This is a genomic window from Tychonema sp. LEGE 06208 (genome assembly GCF_015207505.1).
Lineage (GTDB): Bacteria > Cyanobacteriota > Cyanobacteriia > Cyanobacteriales > Microcoleaceae > Microcoleus.
Map to the genome: position 1 here is coordinate 1 of NZ_JADEWT010000069.1, position 18,601 is coordinate 18,601.

The window sequence follows — 18,601 nt, forward strand, 5'->3', positions numbered from 1 at the left end:
CTCCCCATCTCCCCATCTCCCCATCTCCCCATCTCCCCATCTCCCCTTCCGATTACCGAATAAGATGTGTTGTGGCTTTTGGTTCTGGATATTTGTACTCAAGCATCGCCTCTTGTTGAGCTTTGATAATCCGCAGGGCGGTGAGCAAATGCTCTAAGGTTTCTAGGTGGGCTGGGGTGAAGTGGATGCTGAAGCCTTCGCCATCCCGCGCGTAGCCCGGACAAACCAGTGAGGCTGAGCTTTGTTCTTCGTGGGTGGCGATGTATAGCCAGTCATCGTCTTCGAGCTTGTAATGCGTGTCTGTCCAGGTTCTCAGCATTTGCGATCTGCTCCTCCTTATTTGCTGCGTACAAGCGTTTTGATGCCCAGCGCTTCTCACTCCTCTTAAGTTGATGGCGCTATATGTAGTTGTTTTTGCTGGGATTATTCCACTTTTAACCCTACCAGTGCTGGCAAGGAGTTGATTAAACCGTCAACTCTCCTCATGGTAGCGCGGGTTGATTTTCCCGTCAAGTATTTTGTTGAAGTTTTCATCAAAACAGGCTAGAATGCTTGTCAGGAGGCGAAAAACCGTGGAACAAACATTTGGAAGACTGATCCGTCAAGCTCGCAAGGATAAGGCTTACTCACAACGTGAGCTTGCTGCTATGCTAAGTGTGGATTTTACTTATTTGTCGAAGTTGGAGAACGATCGCGCCGATTATGCGCCAAAAGAGGACGTAATTCGAGCATTGGCGCGGAATCTCGATATTAACGAAGAGGAATTGATTTTTTTGGCGGGTAGGCTGCCTCAGCAGTACGAAGCGCTGCTGAAGCAAAATCCGAAGGAAATGCAGGCTCTTTTCCGCCGGATGCAAGAAAATCCAGATTGGCTCAAACAATCTTTTGAAGCGTAAGAGAGGCCCCTGAAGCGTGAGTATTTTTAAACCGTATTGCTTCTATCCCAAAGAATCGATCGAGCGTTTGGCTTCGGACATCCTGATGCAGATGCAGAAAACGCAAAAGTTTGCTCCGAAATGGCCTTTTGAAGCGACGACGGTTGCTGATTTTCTGGATTTGGGCGTAGTTTGGGACTACATTGAGCCGGATGAAGAAGGTGCGATCGCCGCCAGGATTTTACCCCAGCAGCGGTTAATCGAAATCAACGAATTGATTCTCGAAAAACCGCCGGGGTTTATCGAATCGACGATCGCCCACGAAATCGGCCACTGGGTGCTGCACGTCAATCAAGACGAAGCAGACGGTACTGTGGAACAGTTGGAACTCAATTTGGGCGATCGAGAAAAAACAGCGTCTGATGTCGAAGAACCGTTTGTTTGTCGGGGTGCGATCGCGAATACCAAAATTGCGTCGATCGAATGGCAAGCCCAATATTTTGCAAGCTGTTTGTTAATGCCCCGAGTTGTTTTGGAAGATAAAAGAAAGGGACGCGATTTAACAAAATGGTCGCACTTATATAAAATGAGAGATGAATTGGGAGTCAGTATTTCCAACTTGACAAACCGCTTGCAAGAATTCGATTGGATTTACATTCCCAAGGGAACGCGCGAGATTTATGCCGGGAAAGATGCGGCAAACGGGCAACAGCGGTTGTTTGGATAAAATTTGATTCAATTTGAGGTTTGAGATTTGGAAGCGATTCTCTAATCTCAAATCTTTAAAATTACTTTCTAATTCAGTTACATTTTATGCTAACCAATATTGAAATCCTGCTGGCAGCTTGTGAGGAATTAAATATCCCTTGCGAAATCCTGCATCCTACCCAAAACTTGATTAGAATCAAACACGGCGGCGAAGAATATTATTTTGTCAATTACATGACGCCATTTAACAGCGCGTCAGCAGCAGAGATTTTTAAAGACAAAGAATATACCTATCAAATATTAAACGGCAAGATCAATACTCCCAGAACTCTCGGTTTTGTCTCGCCTCACTGCGAGGAGAAGTATAAAAAATATTTAACTTTTCCAGATATTGAATCAATAGTGTTAGCCGCAAACAAAAATTTCTCTTTTCCGGTGATTCTCAAAAGAAATCGCGGTGCTGGTGGCAACAATGTTTTTTTGTGTAAAACTATAGAGCAAATTAAAGCAGCCCTAGAAATTATATTTAACGTCAACAGCAAAGATTATGACTATGTGGCGCTAGCTCAAGAATATATCGAAATTGCCCGCGAATATCGGGCTGTCTTCTGCAAAGAAAAGCTAGTTTTGCTGTACGAAAAAGACAAATCTCAGGCTGAATTTGCGGGGAATTTAAGCCCGCTGCACTGGGAAGGTGCAAAAGCCAAACATATAATTAATCCTGCTCTCATGTCGGAGATTGAAGATTTTGTTAAACCTGTTTTTGATGAAATGGCGATTAATTATGCGGGGCTTGACATTGCGCTAGATAACAATGGAAAATATTGGTTGATTGAAATTAACTCAAGTCCCAATTACGATATTTTTGTGAGAGATAACGATCGCCAAATTGTCGTAACAATGTTTAAAGGTCTTCTGGAGAGCTTGATTGTTGACAAAAAGCCGTAAATGCTCGATTTGAGGAATGCGCTACAATTTACTAAATCCAACTCTTAAAAAAAGCAAAAGCAATGACAGCACAATTGTTAGAAATAGAAGGTACGTGGGAAGAAATTCTAGCGCAAGCGGCAAACTTTGCTGGACGCAGAGTCCGCATCATCGTTCTTGCTAACGAAGATGAAGAAGCACTCCCATCTCCAGAAGAAAGTTTTCGACAAGCATGGCTAGAAATAAAGACAGGAAAAACTAGACCTGTATCAGAACTGTGGGATGGAATTGATGCAGAGTAAATCTCCTTCAATTAATGTGTACTTTGCCGATGAATTTAAACGCAATTTACGCACACTTTCCAAAAAGTACCGCCACATTCGCTCTGACGTTCAGCCGATTGTTGAACAACTTCAAGCGGGAGAATTGCCGGGAAATCGAATACCGGGAATTAATGATATTGTGTTTAAGGTGCGAGTCAAAAACACCGATATCAAAAAGGGCAAAAGTGCTGGCTATCGACTGATATATTACGTTCAGATGCCTACGGCAATCTTCTTGATGAGTATTTATGCAAAATCAGAACAAGTGGATATTTCAGCAGAACAAATTATACAAATTATCAGTCAGTTGAATGATGCCATTATTCCTGAAAAAATACAAGATGAAGATGCTAACCATCGCCCTGATGGTTAAAAATCAAAATCCAAACTATGACAACACAACTGCTAGAAATAGAGGGAACTTGGGAAGAAATTCTCGCCCAATCAGCCAAATTTGCAGGCTACCGAGTTCGTGTTATTGTTCTTGCTGAGGAACCGCTGAAGTCAGCCGAAGAGTGTTTTCGTCAAGGATGGCACGAAGCAATGACAGGGCACACTTTACCGCTTTCTGAACTGTGGGAGGGAATTGATTTCGATGAATCTGTCGATCGGATATAATCATCGAAAACACGGCAACGGAGGACACGGCAGTGCCGTGTCCCTACCCCAAAATAATCATGAGCACTCGATGAGAGATGTCACCATTGCCAGATTAATTGTAGGGAAACGGCACTGCCGTGTCCTGATTTTGGGTAATATAACTTCCGGCTGCATAGGTATTGTTCAAGATTTTGGAAGGACTAAAGTCCTTACTACAAACTTTAGATTACATCCTCTCCAATACCTTAATCCCCAACAATCCTAAGCCCAACTTCAAAGTCCTCGCCGTCAAATCGCACAAAATCAACCGCGAAGTCCGCAGCGGTTCCTCGGCTTTCAACACCGGACATTGCTCAAAAAATTGATTGAACTTTTGACTTAATTCAAACAAATACTGACAAATTCGATTCGGCAACAAGTCGCCGTCCACAGCATTGATAACTTCATTGAACTGCAATAAATGCTTTGCCAATACTAACTCGGCATCTGACTGCAAAATTACTTTTGCACCTGCATCTAAGTTATCAAAATTAATTTCTCCTTTGCGGCGAATTCCCTGCACGCGCGCGTAAGCATAGAGCATATAAGGAGCGGTATTTCCTTGCAATGCGAGCATTTTGTCGTAACTAAATACATAGTTGCTGGCGCGGTTTTGACTCAAATCTGCATACTTAACTGCACTCAAACCAACTACGCGACCTACGTTAGCTATAAACTCTTTAGTTTCCTGTCTTTCTTCTCTGACTAATCTGTCTTCCAAATCTTGGGTGGCGCGGACAATTGCTTCGTCTAGCAAATCCTGCAAGCGCACAGCTTCTCCTGAACGGGTTTTTAATCTTTTGCCTTCTTCTCCTAAGACTAAACCAAAGGGAACGTGGACAATTTCGACATCTTCGGGAATCCAACAGGCTTTTCTGGCTACGGCAAATACTTGGGCGAAATGGTTGGCTTGTCCTGAATCTGTGACGTAAATAATGCGCTTTGCATTATCGTTTTGGATGCGGTAGCGGATGGCTGCTAAATCTGTTGTGGCATAGTTGTAGCCGCCGTCGGTTTTCTGGACGATTAAAGGTAGTGGTTCGCCTTCTTTGTTGGTGAAACCGTCTACAAAAACGCATTTCGCGCCGTCGCTTTCTACTAACAAACCTAAGTTTGTTAAATCTTCGACTACTGCGGGTAATAATGGATTGTAAAAGGATTCGCCGCGTTCGGTTAGTTTGATGTCTAGTAAGTCGTAGATTACTTGGAATTCGCGGCGGGATTGATCGCACAGCAGTTTCCAAGCGCGGCGGGTGTCTTCTGCGCCTGCTTGCAGTTTTACTACTTCTTGGCGGGCGGTTTCTTTGAAGGTTTCGTCTGCGTCGAAGCGCTGTTTTGCTTGGCGGTAAAATGCCACTAAATCGCCTAAATCTAGAGCGTCAGCGGTTGTTAATGCTTCGGGGTGAACTTCGCGCAAGTAGGCGATCAGCATCCCGAATTGGGTGCCCCAGTCGCCGATGTGGTTGATTCTGAGTACGTCGTGGCCTTGAAATTCGAGGATGCGGGCGATCGCATCTCCGATGATTGTCGATCGCAAATGTCCGACGTGCATTTCTTTGGCGATATTCGGACTGGAAAAGTCGATCGCCACTCTCTGAGGCGTTTTCGCCGGTTCAATCCCCAAACGGGTGTCGGCGGCGATCTCACTTATTTGCGCTTCCAAATACGCCGGTTTGAGCTTCAAATTGATAAAACCGGGCCCGGCGATTTCTGGGGTTTCGCAGATGTCGGCGATGTCGAGGTTTTCGATGATTGTAGAGGCGATCGCCCGCGGGGGCTTGCCTAACTTTTTGCCCAAACTCATCGCTGCATTGCACTGAAAGTCCCCAAACTTGGGGTTTCCCGCAGCGGCTAGCATCGGATCTGTACCCGCATAACTCTCGCCGAATGCGGAGGTGAAGGCTTTTTCAAATCTGGTTTTTAACTGTTGGGCGATCGAGTTCATCTTTAATATTTTGATTGGATATTTATTTTAAACGCTAGGGGTTGAGGTCGATCGCAACTTTTAGCTTTACTGCTGGGGGGATTTCCCCCTCGATAATATTTTCTATCCTGACCTCAATCACAGCGTTTCGTATCTTAGACTACAGATTATCACAATGCCGATCGCCAAACAAACCTGTCAAGATCACATATAGTCAACGATCGCGATCGCTAAATAATTTTGTTAAATCGCTTACATTAAGGTATGTTAAAATTTTTTCAATGCTCCCAAAAATCCTACGAAAGGAAGTAGTTATGTTATCTCAACCTGTTTTTGGCGATCGTTCTCTGACACAAGCCTTCGATCGAGCAGTAATCGATCGCTTCGATGAGCCTCTGAGTCTTTCAACTCAAGCACTATTAGAAGATTGCACCCTCGGCTTCGCCACTTGTCCCGAAGGAGTCAAAACCTTTTTCATCATCGCGCCGAGTCTGGATGTAGCAGACGAACTAATTCAAAGAATCGACAGTATTTTAGATCGAGTTGTCGAACTCATGGCTGGAGTCAGACAAGTTGGCCTGTGCATCTTTCCCACCGACAGCGAAGACGAGCAACCTGTCGAACTCCCAAACTCCGAAAAAGTTCCCCCCGATTGTATTGCTTGCAAATTCTTTACTGTTATTTGTGCGGATGCTGCGAACGATCGCTAAAATTGACAGTTAGCAACCAGCAAATCGCTGCGATCTGCCCAAGCTGTGCAGCGTGCAGGCATCGCATAGATTGCTTGTTAGTTCAGTTGCTGGAATCTAGAGGGCAAATCGTGCAGGTAATTCGATCGAAATCAACATTTCACTCGCTATAAAAGAGTGTTAAACAAGTCGGGAAAATTAATATATAAAAGGCTCGCTTGTCAGTCGCTCTGATTTTTACCTGCAGGCTCAAACAGCCGTGCATCTACTTTTTAGCTCCACCATCAAAGCCGCTAAAACGCCGCATAAAATTTCCGGGTGTCTCGCTTCAAAAGACAGTTGAGAGTTAGTAGAGCCTTTCGATCTCTCCTATGAGGTATAGGGCATAGGCCAAACCGGGCATAGGGCATAGGGCGTACCTCACCACGCGATATATCGTTAGTAGTTAGTAGGGTGCGTCAGTCCCGATTTTTGACACAATTCAAACACTTTGAAACTGACGCACCTTACGGCGATATATCGCTAGTAGTTCGTAAGCTGTTGTGCATTTAAATTGTAGATTTTGATGACAATCAAAAATTGTCAAATTCTCTCCCCCGATCCCCCTCTCCCCCTCAATTGCCATACACAATCTATATGAGCAACAGCTTAGGGTGCGTCAGTCCCGATTTTTGACACAATTCAAACAGGTTGAAACTGACGCACCCTACGGCGATATATCGTGCGATCGCTCTGCCGCGATCGGAGAATTTGTTAAAAATTTAAGTTGAAAATTTTAATTATTAAATTTTATGTCTAACATGGGCGATAAAATCTAAGATTGAAATTCTCAAATCTCAAATTAAGCCATCATGGTAAAACTGACACCGAACCCCAGCTTTAGTTTAACGATTCGCGTTGCTCTGCCGAACCAGCCGGGAATGCTCGCTAGCGTCACCAGCGCGATCGCCTCTGTCGGCGGCAACTTCGGAGAAATCGACTCGATCGAGCAAACCCGCGCCACTACAGTTCGCGATATCACCGTCGATGCTTCGAGCACCGAGCACGCCGAAGAAATAGTCCAAGCCGTGAAAGCGCTACCGGATATCAAAGTGCTCGACGTGTACGATCGCACTTTCCACTTGCACCGAGGCGGAAAAATCAGCGTAGAAAGCAAAATTTCCCTCAAACGCCAGTCTGATTTGGCAATGGCCTACACCCCCGGAGTCGCCCGCATTTGTACTGCGATCGCCAAGGATCCGCAACAAGTTTACAACCTCACAATCAAACAAAATACTGTTGCCATTGTTACCGACGGCAGCGCAGTTTTAGGACTGGGAAACCTGGGGCCAGAGGCCGCCCTGCCGGTCATGGAAGGCAAAGCTATGCTGTTTAAAGAATTTGCTGGAATTGATGCCTTTCCTATCTGTTTGAATACTCAAGATACCGAAGAAATTATTCGCACGGTGCAGAATATTGCCCCGGTTTTTGGGGGAGTGAATCTCGAAGATATTTCTTCTCCCCGCTGTTTTGAAATCGAAGCAAGATTGCGGGAAACTTTAGATATTCCAATTTTTCACGACGACCAGCACGGCACTGCAATTGTCAGTTTGGCAGCACTAATTAATGCCTTGAAAATTGTCAAAAAAACCCTCGCCCAAGTGTGTATCGTGATTAACGGTGCCGGTGCGGCCGGAGTCGCGATCGCCCGCTTGCTGCGCCAAGCAGGTGCCGAAAATATCATCATGTGCGACTCCAAAGGTATCCTCTCCAAAGACCGCACGGACATGAACCCAGAAAAACTAGAATTTGCTGTGGCCAAGGGCGGTACTTTGGCAGATGCGATCGCCGGTGCGGATGTATTTTTAGGCGTTAGCGCCCCCGGCGTGCTGACGCGATCGATGGTGCAATCGATGGCCGAGAATCCGATTGTTTTTGCAATGGCAAATCCCATTCCCGAAATTCAGCCAGAATTAATTATGGAGGATGCGGCAATTATTGCTACCGGACGCAGCGACTACCCAAATCAAATTAACAATGTTTTGGCATTTCCGGGGATATTTCGAGGTGCTTTGGACTGCAAAGCTAGCACGATTACGACGAGTATGTATTTGGGTGCAGCTTACGCGATCGCCTCTTTAGTCAGCCCTGAACAACTTGACAAAGAACATATTATACCATCTGTTTTTGACGAAAGAGTTGCGATAGCAGTCGCCGATGCAGTGCAGTTGGCCGCCCGCGCCGAAGGTATCGCCCGCGATTAATTGAACGAAGTTCCGCAACGGATTCGATCGCAGATTTAACTGATGTAACCCATAGAGGGAAGTTCGGCTTCCTTAGTCGAACTTCCTTACCGAGTTATAAAAGTTACAATAAACTAGATAATAAAGATATAATTGAATCGGAGCGTCTCTGTTTTACATTTAGAGTGCTGTCCCGGCTCGCGAGTTTTACAATGAATGCACGCGCGGAACACTCTCAATAAAAAAATGCTTTTTACAAAGCCCCATATGCTCCCAATTGAATCACCCAAGTCTAGCTAAGTCAGATGCAAAGCCAGTTAGGAGAAGACCGGAGCGATCGCAGCAACCGCAACTTATTAGAACTAAGTCCTATCGGGCTAGCATTGTGCCGCGCGGACGGGACTTTTTTGGACGTAAATCCAGCTTTTGCAAGTACGATCGGGCGCACAGTTACAGAAACTCTCAAGCTCAACTACTGGGAAATTCTGCAAACAGATTGCGCTGACACAAAAAAAAATCGAGAAAGTCTTACTAAAAATAGCTCCACGCGATCGTGCGCCGCAGCATACAAACATAAAAATAACTATCTCGTACCCGTGCGAGTTTCCCAGCGGACAATTGAAACAGAAGGAGAGTCCGCGATTTGGCTGAGTGCGGAAGAAATTTTTAATATTCAGAATGACAATAGCGAGCCGCTGGAATCAACAGATCGCAGCAATTTAAATATAGAAAAATTGCTCGCAAAGCAGACTGCTGAACTGGCCAAAACTCAGGAACTACTCCAACAAAAAAACGCCGAACTCAAAGTGACAAAATCGCAACTGCACCACCACAGTCAGATTTTAGACCAAATTCGAGAATCGGTGATTTGCACCGATATCGACGGGTATATTACCAGTTGGAATCAAGCCTCCGAAAGGTTATACGGATATCAAGAAGATTGGGTAATCGGAAAGCATATTTCTATAATTTACCCTCCCCAACAGCAGGAATTTTTATTAGATCAAGTCATCAAACCCCTAAAAGAAAAAGGTTCTCACGAAGTAGAAATTATTACCTGTCGCCAGTCTGGAGAACAATTTGAATCGCACCTGTCCCTTTCGCTGCTAAAAGACAAGACGGGAGAAGTTATTGGGATGGTTGGTTATTTGACAGATATTAGCGATCGCCAAGCTTTAGAACAAGAATTAGCACAAAAAAAAGCACTGTTCGATAGTTTTTTGCAGGAGGCACCGGCGGGAATTTGCATTTTTGACTCGCAACTGCGGTACGTGCAAATCAATCAATTTTTAGCACAAATAAATTGCCTCACTGCCGCAGAACACCTCGGCAAGACTCTACGCGAAATAATGCCGCATATCGCTCCAATTCTAGAGCCTTTGTACGCCGAAATATTGAGAACGAAAACTCCCTTAATTAACATCGAGACGAGCGCTGAAAATCCCAGGCTGCCCGGGGTTGTGCTACACATGACAGGCTCTTATTTTCCTCTGTTAGACAAAGACGGTGAGGCGATCGGCATCGGTGCACTCGTCATTGACATTAGCGATCGCAAACAAGCAGAAGCAGCACTGGAAAAAAGCGAACAGCTTTACCGCACGATGGCAAGCAACATTCCTAACGGTGCAGTAATGCTGTTTGACCAAGAAATGCGCTACACCCTGGTAGAAGGTACAGAATTAGCAGAAATGGGGCTTTCTAAAGAATTGATGGAAGGCAAGACAATCTGGGAAGTATTCGAGTCCGATTTTTGCCGTGCCATCGAACCGAATTATCGGGCGGCGCTAGCAGGAGAAACCGTTGTTTCAGAATTTACTTACTGCGATCGCATTTACCTCGGTTACACTTTGCCAGTCAGAAACAAGCGACAAGAAATCAGCGGCGGATTGTTAATGGCTCAAAATATTACCGATCGCCATTTAGCAGAAGAAGCCCTCCGGGAAAGCGAGGAAAAATACAGGTGTATTGTCGAGACAGCCGATGAAGGAATTTGGACGATCGATGCGGAGGGTAAAACTACTTTTGTTAACCAAACAATGGTCGATATGCTCGCCTGTACGGTAGAGGAAATGCTCGGGCAGTCGCTATTTGCTTTCATGGATGCAGAAGGCATGGCGATCGCCGAAGCCAATCTCAACCGCCGCCGTGAAGGAATTAGCGAAAAGCACGATTTTAAGTTCCTTCGCCGAGACGGCAGCGACTTGTGGGCGATGGTTTCTACTAATGCCTTCTCAGACAAAGAAGGGCGCTATGTCGGGGCTTTGGCAATGGTTGCCGACATTACCGCTCGCAAGCAAACAGAAGCGGCATTGAAACAGTCGGAAGCCAAATTTCGAGCACTCTACGAATTAACCACTATAGCTGTTTTTATGTCCGATGAAAATAGTATTTACGATGTCAATAACGCCACATTAAAACTATTTGGATATACTTGCAAAGAGCAGTTTATTGGCAATCATCCGGGTAAATTGTCGCCGCCTTTTCAACCCAATGGCAGAGATTCTTCGACATTGGCGAGCGAAATGATGGATCTCGCCTTTGAGCGCGGAAACCACCGTTTTGATTGGCTGCACCGGCGCTTAGACGGTACTGAGTTTCCTGCAGAAGTTGTGCTGACAGCCATCGAAGTGGGAAATCAAAAACATATCCAAGCAGTCGTCCAAGATTTAACCGATCGCAAAGTGGCCGAAGAAACATTAGTGCGATCGGAACAATCCCTGAGACAGCAAGCTCAGCGAGAACAACTGTTGAATCAAATTGCCAACCAAATCCGCAATTCTTTGGATTTAGACACAATTTTAGTAACCGCAGTTCAAGAAATTCGCAATCTTATCCAGCTAGATTGGTGCATCTTCATTTGGTATCGCCCCAACAGCAATCCTCCGTTTTGGGAAATAGTTTGCGAAGCGAAGAATGCAGATTTGCCGAGTTTGTTGGGTACTTATGCTGTAGATGACAAATCTAGTGCCGCAGTGCAGCAGATTTTGGGCAGAAAAATTATGCGAGTTGATGATGTTAGCTTGTTTGAAGATGTAGAAGTGCGCGCAATTTTTCAGTTATTTAAAATTAACTCAGTGCTGTCGCTGCCGGTTCATACTGCTTCCGGCGATATAGGCACGATTAGCTGCTATCAGGCTGTGTCCGCGCGCCATTGGAGCGATTCGGAAGTCGAGCTGATGCAAGCGGTAACTGCTCAAATTGCGATCGCGATCGACCACGCAGAATTATACACCCAAACCCGTACAGCGGCTGAATTAGCTAGAGCTCAAACTCAACACCTAGAACAAACTTTGCACCAACTCCAACGCACCCAAACTAAATTAATTCAAAGTGAAAAAATGTCGAGTTTGGGACAGTTAGTAGCAGGTGTCGCCCACGAAATTAACAACCCGGTTAATTTTATCTACGGTAATCTCAGCTACACCAGTGAATACACTCAAAACTTGCTAAAAATGCTGCAACTTTACGAGCAGGAATACCCGCAGCCACCTGTCACAATTTTAGAGGCGAGAGAAGAGTTTGAAATTGATTATCTTATTGAAGATTTACCGAAAATGATATCATCTATGAAGGCCGGAGCCGATCGCATCCGCGACATTGTTTTGAGCCTGCGGACTTTCTCAAGACTTGACGAAGCTGAAATGAAACAAGTTGATATTCACGAAGGCATCGAAAGCACGCTGCTGATTTTGCAAAACCGCCTGAAAAATAAACCCGATCGCCCGCCTATTAATATTGTCAAAGAATACGGTAAATTGCCTTTAGTAGAATGTTATCCCGGTCAGTTAAATCAAGTATTTATGAATTTGTTGACAAATGCGATCGACGCTGTGGAAATGGAAATTGATAATTTCGCTCGCACGGGCAAAAATCTCACAATTACGATTCGTACCGAAGTAACGGAAAATAACTGCGTGGCGATGCGAATAACTGACAGCGGCCCAGGGATGAGCGAAGACGTGCAACAGCGCTTGTTTGACCCATTTTTTACCACAAAACCAGTCGGCAAAGGCACGGGCTTAGGATTGGCAATTTCGCACTCTATTGTCGTAGAAAAACACGGCGGTCAGTTGTCGTGCAATTCTGTAGTGGGAGAAGGTGCCGAATTTGCGATCGAGATTCCGCTGCGGCAAAAAAGAAATTAACGAGTTATTTGTTATTTGTTATTTGTTATTTGTTATTTGTTATTTGTTATTTGTTATATCGTTTCCGGTTGCATCGGTATTGTTCAAACAGTCAACAGTCAACATCACCTGACGGTGCAACTGGAATTGATATTACATCTGTTAAATCCGTTACAAAATCCGTTGCCGAACTTCCTTATTTTATAATTTTTTTGTAAACCCGATCGCACCTTGGCGTTTCCACACCAGTCGTCGGTAAATATCCGCTATTTTCGTACATCTTAACAGCTTCCTTGAGAACGCTAGCCGTTTCGATCCAGATTTCATCAAAGCCGCGAGCCATTATTGTACTTTCCAACTCTTGCAGTAAAAACTTTCCCAAACCTTTTCGCCTTACTGCCGGCAAAATATACATTTTGCGAATTTCTACAGCATTATTACCGCGTTCAATCGGATAATAAGCGGCCGTACCCACGATTTCTTCTTGCCGTTCTACTACCCAAAATTCTCCACCATTTTTATGATAAAATAATTCGACATCATAGACATCTCGATCTGCCCCGCAAGGCTCACAGTTTAAACCGTACTCTGCTAAAATATTTTTAATTAAATTGAACGCATCCGCCCGATCGCGCGTTTCCCAGGAACGAATCAAAAAATCTAAATGTTGGGTTCTCATGGGTTGTTGAAAATTATACTTATTGGTTTGCTGTAGCAACCGTAAAACTACTGATTATTTTTGCTTTACAGTATAGAAATACACCCAACTTTTAACTGTGAATTCTCGGTTCAGGATAAAGACTTGCCAGCAACTGACTTTCTAACAATGATAATTCCTCCAGCCGTTCTATCACCAAAGGGCGATCGAAATAAGTTGTTGCTAAAATCCAATATATCCCATAATGGCGCGCTTGCCTTCGCCATTAAACTGCGGTAAAACTTAGCTAATTCGATTTGGGCGGACAAACCGGCACCGTAGGGAGGCGCAGCCAAAGGCCCCAAAGCGATACCGCGCTGTTCCAACCGCTGGTTGACTTGCTCGAAATGCTCTAATTCTTCCCTGGCGATCGCTGTTAGCATCCTCACCAACTTTTCCCGCGCTGGGTAGCGAAACATTAAATTTAACGCTACTCCCGCCGCTTTCCGCTCGCAGTGAGAATGATCTAACAAAATTGTATCCAAATGGGCGATCGCCTGTTCCACCCAAGCTTCCGAAGTCGGCTGTTTCAAAAACTTAATAGTTGGCAGTGTTAAACTCATATTATTTTAGATTTTAGATTTGAGATGAGGAATGATATCGTTGACCTTTGCATCGCAAGGATAGGCAACCGAGGACACGGCAATGCCGTTTCCCTACCCAAAAATAATCCATCTTCCTTGATTAAAAATGTAACCATCGCCCGATTAATTGTAGGGACACGGCATTGCCGTGTCCTAGTCCCTGCGCCGGACACGGCACTGCCGTGTCCCTACTTTTCAAAATTGATTTTACACAGTTTTTCAAACACCCCATACATATCATCAGCAAACTTTTTAGGATTCCACAGCGGCGACAAATTAGCTGGGTCTTTAGACTTCATCAAATGCGCTTGAATGGCCTGTCTCAAATCACCATCTTTACCCAATTTTACACCCATATCCACATATTCCTCCCAAGATTGAGCCGCGCCAGTTTCCATCCCCAAAACCTGCAAAAACGAATAACCCATTCTCGACAAAAATTGCTCTCCGGTACGAGTCACCACAGGCAAATTAAACCACAAAGCCTCTAAAGTGTGAGTTCCTCCATTGTAAGGATAGGAATCCAACAAAACATCTGCCAGCAAATAGACAATTCTGTGCTCTTCCTCCGTAGCAAACCTCGGCAAAAACTTAATTCGGTGCTTGCTGACTCCTTCAGCTTCGCAAGCTTGATGATACGCAGCCTCAAACACCGCAGCATCGCCCAAAGCTTTGTGAATTAAAACGCTGTTCGGCACTTGTTTGAGAATCGCAACTTGTGCTTTTACTAAGTCGCGATTAAATTTTCGGCCCGGAGCGACGCACAGGTAAACTATCTGATCCAAACCGATCCGATTCGACCTTCTCAATGCCACCGGATCGACTCCGTACCTCTGAAAACCTGACACCGCTACAAAAGAATCTGGCATCCTAATTAGCTGTTCGTCATAATATTTTTCGCGACCTTCTGGGTGCGAGTGCCAGTCTGTAAGAAAGTAATTTTCCGAGGATATGTAAGGTGCATCAAATCCCAACCAAGAAATACAAACTGGTGCTGGTTTTTGGTAGAGAATGTCTGCGTGAATCGGTACGCTGAGAGAATCTAAATCGACTAAAACGTCTAATTCATCTTGCTGAATTTTGGCGATAATTTCTGCAGAATTGGCAAGTCCGTTCGGGTAAGTTTTGGGGAAAGTCAGTTTGCCAATTTTTTCAAATTCCTGAGTGCGATCGTCTGGGACAATTCTTTCGGAAGCGTATAAATGCAAGTTGGGTGTGATGCCGGACAATTCGCGAATGATGTCAGTGCTGCACCAACCTACAGAATGGCGGCTGAAGTGATTGGATAAAAAGCCGATTTTTAACTTGCTACCTGGGGTTTTTGGTTGGTAACTGTAATTTGCAGGTTGAGGAAAATTAGGTTTGATACATTTGTCAACGTACTTTTTGGCAATTAATCTGTAAAGTTGAGAGTTGGCTGCCAAGTCATCTCGCAGATAGGGCGTGCTGAATAAGAAGTTTGCATAAAGCGATTTAATTTCTACCGAACTTGCCGTTTGTAAGTTTTGCTGCAAGTAGGATTCTAATTCTAAAAATCGATCGCCTGCAATTTGATTCAATCCCGATACTTGATAGGTGCTGACGAAGTAAATCGCCGTCATAATCGGATCGGTTTCGGCGCACATTTGGCTGTATGCGTGCACGGCTTGCCGCGCGGCTGCTAAATTGCTAGTATCTCTGAGGATGCCGCACAAATGTTGGTGGGCTGAAATAAAATCGGGTTTAATTTCTAGGGCTTTTTGCAGGTTGGGTATGGCGTCTTTAAATTTGCCTTGGTGGCGCAAAATTATGCCAATTTGACAGTATGCTTCGGGTAAATCGGGTTTTAATGCGATCGCCCGCTGCCATGCAGCCACAGCCTCATCTAGCTTTCCCTGCCGCGCTAATTTATCTCCCAAATTTATGTAAAAATCTACCTGAGCCAGATGGGGATTGAGTTCGAGAGCTTTTTGTTCGTAGGCTACAGCAGCATCAAACTGCCCTTGCTGCTTCATCGCCCCTGCCAAATTCCAGTAAGCAGCGGCCAAAGTTGGTTTGAGTTCGATCGCCTTTTGGTAGTTGACAGTCGCCTCCACCAAACGCCCTTGCTTGTAGAGCATACTGCCCAAATTAGCATAGGCCTCAGCAAAATCGGGATTCAGGGCGATCGCCTCCGAATAAAACCGCATCGCTTCCTCAATTTGGCCGCTGGCTTGCTGCACGTTACCCATTGTCACGTAAGCCGCCGCGCAATCCGGTTGCAATTCCAGAGCTTGGCGACAAGCAGCGACTGCTGCTGCTAAATCGCCTTGGGAGTAATAGGTTTCTGCAACGACTGTCAGCGATGCAGCATCTTCAAATTGGGGTGTTTCGGATTGGTTGCGAAAATCGGAATTCATTTGGCGGCCTATCTGTGCTATCAAGTTAAAGGTTGAATCTATATTATTTTGCAGAGTACCAGTTTTACCGGAATTACGCGCGATCGTCACAGAGAATTTATGAGCGACAAGCAAGCGACACAGCACCAACCTAACATCAAGTGGAAGCCAAACCTCCTGCTGGGGATACTCTTGTTAGCCTTAGCAATCCCCTTGCCTTTTGCCCAAAAGACTCTCGCACAACAGCAAACAGCGAACTTTCGGCAGCGAGTATTTCAAACTGCTCTTTATTTCACCTTATATTTTGAGGGTGGATTCAGCAATCACCCAGCCGATAAAGGCGGCAGAACCTATCGGGGCATCCTGCAAACAGAATACAACTCGTACCGCTACAGTCGCGGGCTGCCGCCCCTTGACGTGACGCAAATGTCGGAAGCAGAGCTCCTAGAAATTTATAAATATTACTGGGATTCTAGTCTTTCGGGAACTATGCAGCCTGCTTTGGCGATCGTCATGTTTGACACCGCAGTTAATTTCGGTATTAACAATTCTATTACATTTTTGCAGCAAGCTTTAGGATTGCCCCAAACTGGTATTTTTGATTCGCGCACCAGGGAAGCATTGAAAGTCGCTAATAACAAAAATACAGCGCTACAAATGATTAACGAACGGATTATTTACCGTTACAAACGGGTGCAAGAAGATCCGAGTCAAATGGCTTTTTTTAGGGGTTGGCTGAGCCGCGATTACAGTTTGTGGGGCTACGTAAACAAGATTAAGTAGTTGGCAGTTGGCAGTTGATTGTTGGCAGTTGGCAATTCGGAATTACAATCAACAAATAACAAATTGCTCGTTACTTTCGCTCTGCCTGGTAATGCAGGTGCGGAGGAAGAGCCTCCTTCTATCTCGCGGCTTCTGGAGAGAGGACTGTAGGAAGTGCTTAAGTTATACCATTTTTCTTTCATATGTGCTATAGATGAAGTCTTAGCCCCCCCGAAGTCGCGGGGGGGTTGGGGGGGTAATATCTAGCGCTACTTTATGAAATTGGTATTATTAAGTTTTCGATCCTTAGATAACAAAAGACTGTAGGAAGTGCTTAAGTTATTAAGTTTTCGATCCTAAAATGCTAGTCAATTGAACATAAACCGCCTATAACAGAAACATAAAAACAAAACCTATAGCGGCTGCACGAGTAACTTAAACCATGAAAATATGACAGTAGAAGAAGCAATAAATTTTTTAGACAATCTGGTGTACGAACAAACCCAAAAACGCCTAACTCGGTTGCAACAGTCGATCGTGCGAGGAGTTTTAGGGGGTTTGACATACCAAGAAATTCAGCAAAACGATCCGATCGCCCGTGGCTACACAGTGGGCTACCTGGCGCGGTATGTCGGCTACAACTTGTGGAAAGACCTCACCAAGGTACTGAAGCAAGCAGGAATTATTGAAGCAGAAGAAAGAGTAGTTGGAGCAAATCTTTGGGACTGCATCATCAGAGGTGTACAAAAAGGCACGCAACCAGCTCAATCTCTCGATCCGATATTGGGACAACTGCTGCGGATGCGTTACCGAATCCGAGAACATTTAGTGAGCACGGAGTACAGCGACACCTATCTCGCTGAAGATGAAAACTTGCCCGATCGACCTTTTTGCCTTGTCAAGCGCCTGAAAAGCCAGTCAGAAAGAACCAGCCAGTTATTCGAGCGAGAAACGCGGGTTTTATATCGATTGGGCCAACACGATCGGATACCAGAATTGTTAGCTCGCTTTGAAGAAGATGGATATTTTTATTTAGTCAATCAATTCATCGAAGGGCAACCCTTGTATCAAGAACTAATCGAAGGTAAACCCTGGGAAGAACATCAGGTTATCGCTTTGTTGAAAGATATCTTGGAAGTGCTTTTTTTTGTTCACAAACAAGATGTAATTCACCGCGACGTTCACCCTCAAAACTTAATCAGGCGGGCATCAGATGGCAAGATTGTATTAATTGACTTTGGGGCAGTTAAAGAAATCAACACTTCACAAAACAGCACCGGTCAAACGAAATCGCGCGGCGGTACTCAGCAAGATTATATTCCCCCCGAACAAGCCATCGGTTCCCCGAAACAGTGCAGTGACATTTATGCTGTCGGGATCATCGGGATTCAAGCCTTGACAGGGATGCGCCCGAAACAACTCAGAGTTGATAATTTAGGCAATCTCATCTGGCCGAAAAATGCAACTGTCACCCCGGAGTTTGCTAGCATTTTAGACCAGATGGTGCTGTACGCTTTCTCCCAGCGTTACCCATCAGCAACCGAAGCAATGATCGCACTTCAAAAGTTGGGAGTCAGCAGTCATTAGTCATTAGTCATTAGTAATCCGTCATCAGTAATTAGTTGATAAACAAAACCCAACACGATTGGACGCGAGCATCTGTAGGGACACGGCAATGCCGTGTCCTTACCGGGATCGGGGAGTTTTAATAATTGCTATAAGATTGAGGATTCTAGCAATAGTTTTCAAGCTCGTAATCACAAGCAATTT

16 protein-coding genes and 1 pseudogene are annotated in these 18,601 nt (G+C 44.9%); 11 read left to right on the forward strand and 6 right to left on the reverse strand.

What is annotated here, in order from left to right:
* Positions 1 to 52: 52 nt before the first annotated feature.
* Positions 53 to 319: a hypothetical protein gene (locus IQ263_RS18075; protein ID WP_194068932.1), complete on the reverse strand. Its 267-nt coding sequence runs from the start codon at positions 317 to 319 to the stop codon at positions 53 to 55.
* A 253-nt stretch (positions 320 to 572) separates the two neighbouring features.
* On the opposite strand from IQ263_RS18075, the gene IQ263_RS18080 reads away from it, so the two are divergent.
* The 6 genes from IQ263_RS18080 to IQ263_RS18105 all read left to right on the forward strand — a co-directional run bounded on the left by IQ263_RS18080 (position 573) and on the right by IQ263_RS18105 (position 3,451).
* A complete protein-coding gene (locus tag IQ263_RS18080) occupies positions 573 to 896 on the forward strand; it encodes a helix-turn-helix domain-containing protein (RefSeq protein WP_172189318.1) in 324 nt (107 codons plus the stop codon).
* A gap of 16 nt (positions 897 to 912) precedes the next feature.
* The gene (locus tag IQ263_RS18085) at positions 913 to 1,602 is read left to right on the forward strand and encodes a M78 family metallopeptidase domain-containing protein (protein WP_194068933.1); all 690 of its coding nucleotides are present in this window, start codon (positions 913 to 915) and stop codon (positions 1,600 to 1,602) included.
* An 86-nt stretch (positions 1,603 to 1,688) separates the two neighbouring features.
* Positions 1,689 to 2,531, forward strand: a complete 843-nt coding sequence (locus tag IQ263_RS18090) for an ATP-grasp domain-containing protein (RefSeq protein ID WP_194068934.1) — start codon at positions 1,689 to 1,691, stop codon at positions 2,529 to 2,531.
* A gap of 62 nt (positions 2,532 to 2,593) precedes the next feature.
* Positions 2,594 to 2,812 (forward strand): hypothetical protein, encoded by a 219-nt coding sequence (locus IQ263_RS18095; RefSeq protein WP_194068935.1) that lies wholly within the window; start codon positions 2,594 to 2,596, stop codon positions 2,810 to 2,812.
* On the forward strand, positions 2,793 to 3,206 hold the full coding sequence (locus IQ263_RS18100) for a type II toxin-antitoxin system RelE/ParE family toxin (RefSeq protein ID WP_370589114.1): 414 nt from the start codon (positions 2,793 to 2,795) through the stop codon (positions 3,204 to 3,206). Before IQ263_RS18095 ends, IQ263_RS18100 begins: the two co-directional genes overlap by 20 nt.
* Before the next feature lie 17 nt (positions 3,207 to 3,223).
* Entirely contained in the window at positions 3,224 to 3,451 is a 228-nt protein-coding gene (locus IQ263_RS18105; RefSeq protein WP_194068937.1) for a hypothetical protein, read from the forward strand.
* Positions 3,452 to 3,659: 208 nt separating this feature from the next.
* Here IQ263_RS18105 and argS read toward each other — a convergent pair whose 3' ends face one another.
* Entirely contained in the window at positions 3,660 to 5,417 is a 1,758-nt protein-coding gene (argS, locus tag IQ263_RS18110; RefSeq protein WP_194068939.1) for an arginine--tRNA ligase, read from the reverse strand.
* A gap of 293 nt (positions 5,418 to 5,710) precedes the next feature.
* On the opposite strand from argS, the gene IQ263_RS18115 reads away from it, so the two are divergent.
* The 3 genes from IQ263_RS18115 to IQ263_RS18125 all read left to right on the forward strand — a co-directional run bounded on the left by IQ263_RS18115 (position 5,711) and on the right by IQ263_RS18125 (position 12,452).
* Positions 5,711 to 6,106 (forward strand): hypothetical protein, encoded by a 396-nt coding sequence (locus IQ263_RS18115; RefSeq protein WP_194068941.1) that lies wholly within the window; start codon positions 5,711 to 5,713, stop codon positions 6,104 to 6,106.
* 830 nt (positions 6,107 to 6,936) lie between these two features.
* Positions 6,937 to 8,328: a malic enzyme-like NAD(P)-binding protein gene (locus tag IQ263_RS18120; RefSeq protein WP_194068944.1), complete on the forward strand. Its 1,392-nt coding sequence runs from the start codon at positions 6,937 to 6,939 to the stop codon at positions 8,326 to 8,328.
* Between the two features lie 284 nt (positions 8,329 to 8,612).
* On the forward strand, positions 8,613 to 12,452 hold the full coding sequence (locus tag IQ263_RS18125) for a PAS domain S-box protein (RefSeq protein WP_194068946.1): 3,840 nt from the start codon (positions 8,613 to 8,615) through the stop codon (positions 12,450 to 12,452).
* A 175-nt stretch (positions 12,453 to 12,627) separates the two neighbouring features.
* Here the strand turns inward: IQ263_RS18125 and IQ263_RS18130 are convergent, their stop codons facing one another.
* From IQ263_RS18130 to IQ263_RS18140, 3 genes and pseudogenes are all read right to left on the reverse strand, one after another.
* Entirely contained in the window at positions 12,628 to 13,110 is a 483-nt protein-coding gene (locus IQ263_RS18130; RefSeq protein WP_194068948.1) for a GNAT family N-acetyltransferase, read from the reverse strand.
* A gap of 91 nt (positions 13,111 to 13,201) precedes the next feature.
* A pseudogene (gene miaE / locus IQ263_RS18135) lies at positions 13,202 to 13,691 on the reverse strand (tRNA isopentenyl-2-thiomethyl-A-37 hydroxylase MiaE).
* A 209-nt stretch (positions 13,692 to 13,900) separates the two neighbouring features.
* On the reverse strand, positions 13,901 to 16,090 hold the full coding sequence (locus IQ263_RS18140) for an O-linked N-acetylglucosamine transferase, SPINDLY family protein (RefSeq protein WP_194068950.1): 2,190 nt from the start codon (positions 16,088 to 16,090) through the stop codon (positions 13,901 to 13,903).
* A gap of 99 nt (positions 16,091 to 16,189) precedes the next feature.
* Between IQ263_RS18140 and IQ263_RS18145 the strand changes: the two genes are divergently transcribed.
* The gene (locus tag IQ263_RS18145; RefSeq protein ID WP_194009441.1) at positions 16,190 to 16,852 is read left to right on the forward strand and encodes a glycoside hydrolase family 108 protein; all 663 of its coding nucleotides are present in this window, start codon (positions 16,190 to 16,192) and stop codon (positions 16,850 to 16,852) included.
* On the opposite strand, the gene IQ263_RS18150 is transcribed toward IQ263_RS18145, so the two are convergent.
* Positions 16,831 to 17,034 carry a hypothetical protein gene (locus IQ263_RS18150; RefSeq protein WP_194068952.1) on the reverse strand — a complete coding sequence of 68 codons (204 nt, stop codon included), beginning with the start codon at positions 17,032 to 17,034 and terminating at the stop codon, positions 16,831 to 16,833. The genes IQ263_RS18145 and IQ263_RS18150 overlap by 22 nt on opposite strands.
* A gap of 247 nt (positions 17,035 to 17,281) precedes the next feature.
* Between IQ263_RS18150 and IQ263_RS18155 the strand changes: the two genes are divergently transcribed.
* Positions 17,282 to 18,418: a serine/threonine-protein kinase gene (locus tag IQ263_RS18155; RefSeq protein ID WP_194068953.1), complete on the forward strand. Its 1,137-nt coding sequence runs from the start codon at positions 17,282 to 17,284 to the stop codon at positions 18,416 to 18,418.
* The last annotated feature ends 183 nt before the right edge of the window (positions 18,419 to 18,601 follow it).

Excerpts from the sequence above, each read along its gene's own strand:
- IQ263_RS18075 (WP_194068932.1), bottom strand. The coding sequence starts at position 319 with ATGCTGAGAACCTGGACAGACACGCATTACAAGCTCGAAGACGATGAC.
- IQ263_RS18090 (WP_194068934.1), top strand. The coding sequence starts at position 1,689 with ATGCTAACCAATATTGAAATCCTGCTGGCAGCTTGTGAGGAATTAAAT.
- IQ263_RS18095 (WP_194068935.1), top strand. The coding sequence starts at position 2,594 with ATGACAGCACAATTGTTAGAAATAGAAGGTACGTGGGAAGAAATTCTA.
- IQ263_RS18100 (WP_370589114.1), top strand. The coding sequence starts at position 2,793 with ATGGAATTGATGCAGAGTAAATCTCCTTCAATTAATGTGTACTTTGCC.
- IQ263_RS18105 (WP_194068937.1), top strand. The coding sequence starts at position 3,224 with ATGACAACACAACTGCTAGAAATAGAGGGAACTTGGGAAGAAATTCTC.
- argS (WP_194068939.1), bottom strand. The coding sequence starts at position 5,417 with ATGAACTCGATCGCCCAACAGTTAAAAACCAGATTTGAAAAAGCCTTC.
- IQ263_RS18115 (WP_194068941.1), top strand. The coding sequence starts at position 5,711 with ATGTTATCTCAACCTGTTTTTGGCGATCGTTCTCTGACACAAGCCTTC.
- IQ263_RS18120 (WP_194068944.1), top strand. The coding sequence starts at position 6,937 with ATGGTAAAACTGACACCGAACCCCAGCTTTAGTTTAACGATTCGCGTT.
- IQ263_RS18125 (WP_194068946.1), top strand. The coding sequence starts at position 8,613 with ATGCAAAGCCAGTTAGGAGAAGACCGGAGCGATCGCAGCAACCGCAAC.
- IQ263_RS18130 (WP_194068948.1), bottom strand. The coding sequence starts at position 13,110 with ATGAGAACCCAACATTTAGATTTTTTGATTCGTTCCTGGGAAACGCGC.
- IQ263_RS18140 (WP_194068950.1), bottom strand. The coding sequence starts at position 16,090 with ATGAATTCCGATTTTCGCAACCAATCCGAAACACCCCAATTTGAAGAT.
- IQ263_RS18145 (WP_194009441.1), top strand. The coding sequence starts at position 16,190 with ATGAGCGACAAGCAAGCGACACAGCACCAACCTAACATCAAGTGGAAG.
- IQ263_RS18150 (WP_194068952.1), bottom strand. The coding sequence starts at position 17,034 with ATGAAAGAAAAATGGTATAACTTAAGCACTTCCTACAGTCCTCTCTCC.
- IQ263_RS18155 (WP_194068953.1), top strand. The coding sequence starts at position 17,282 with ATGACAGTAGAAGAAGCAATAAATTTTTTAGACAATCTGGTGTACGAA.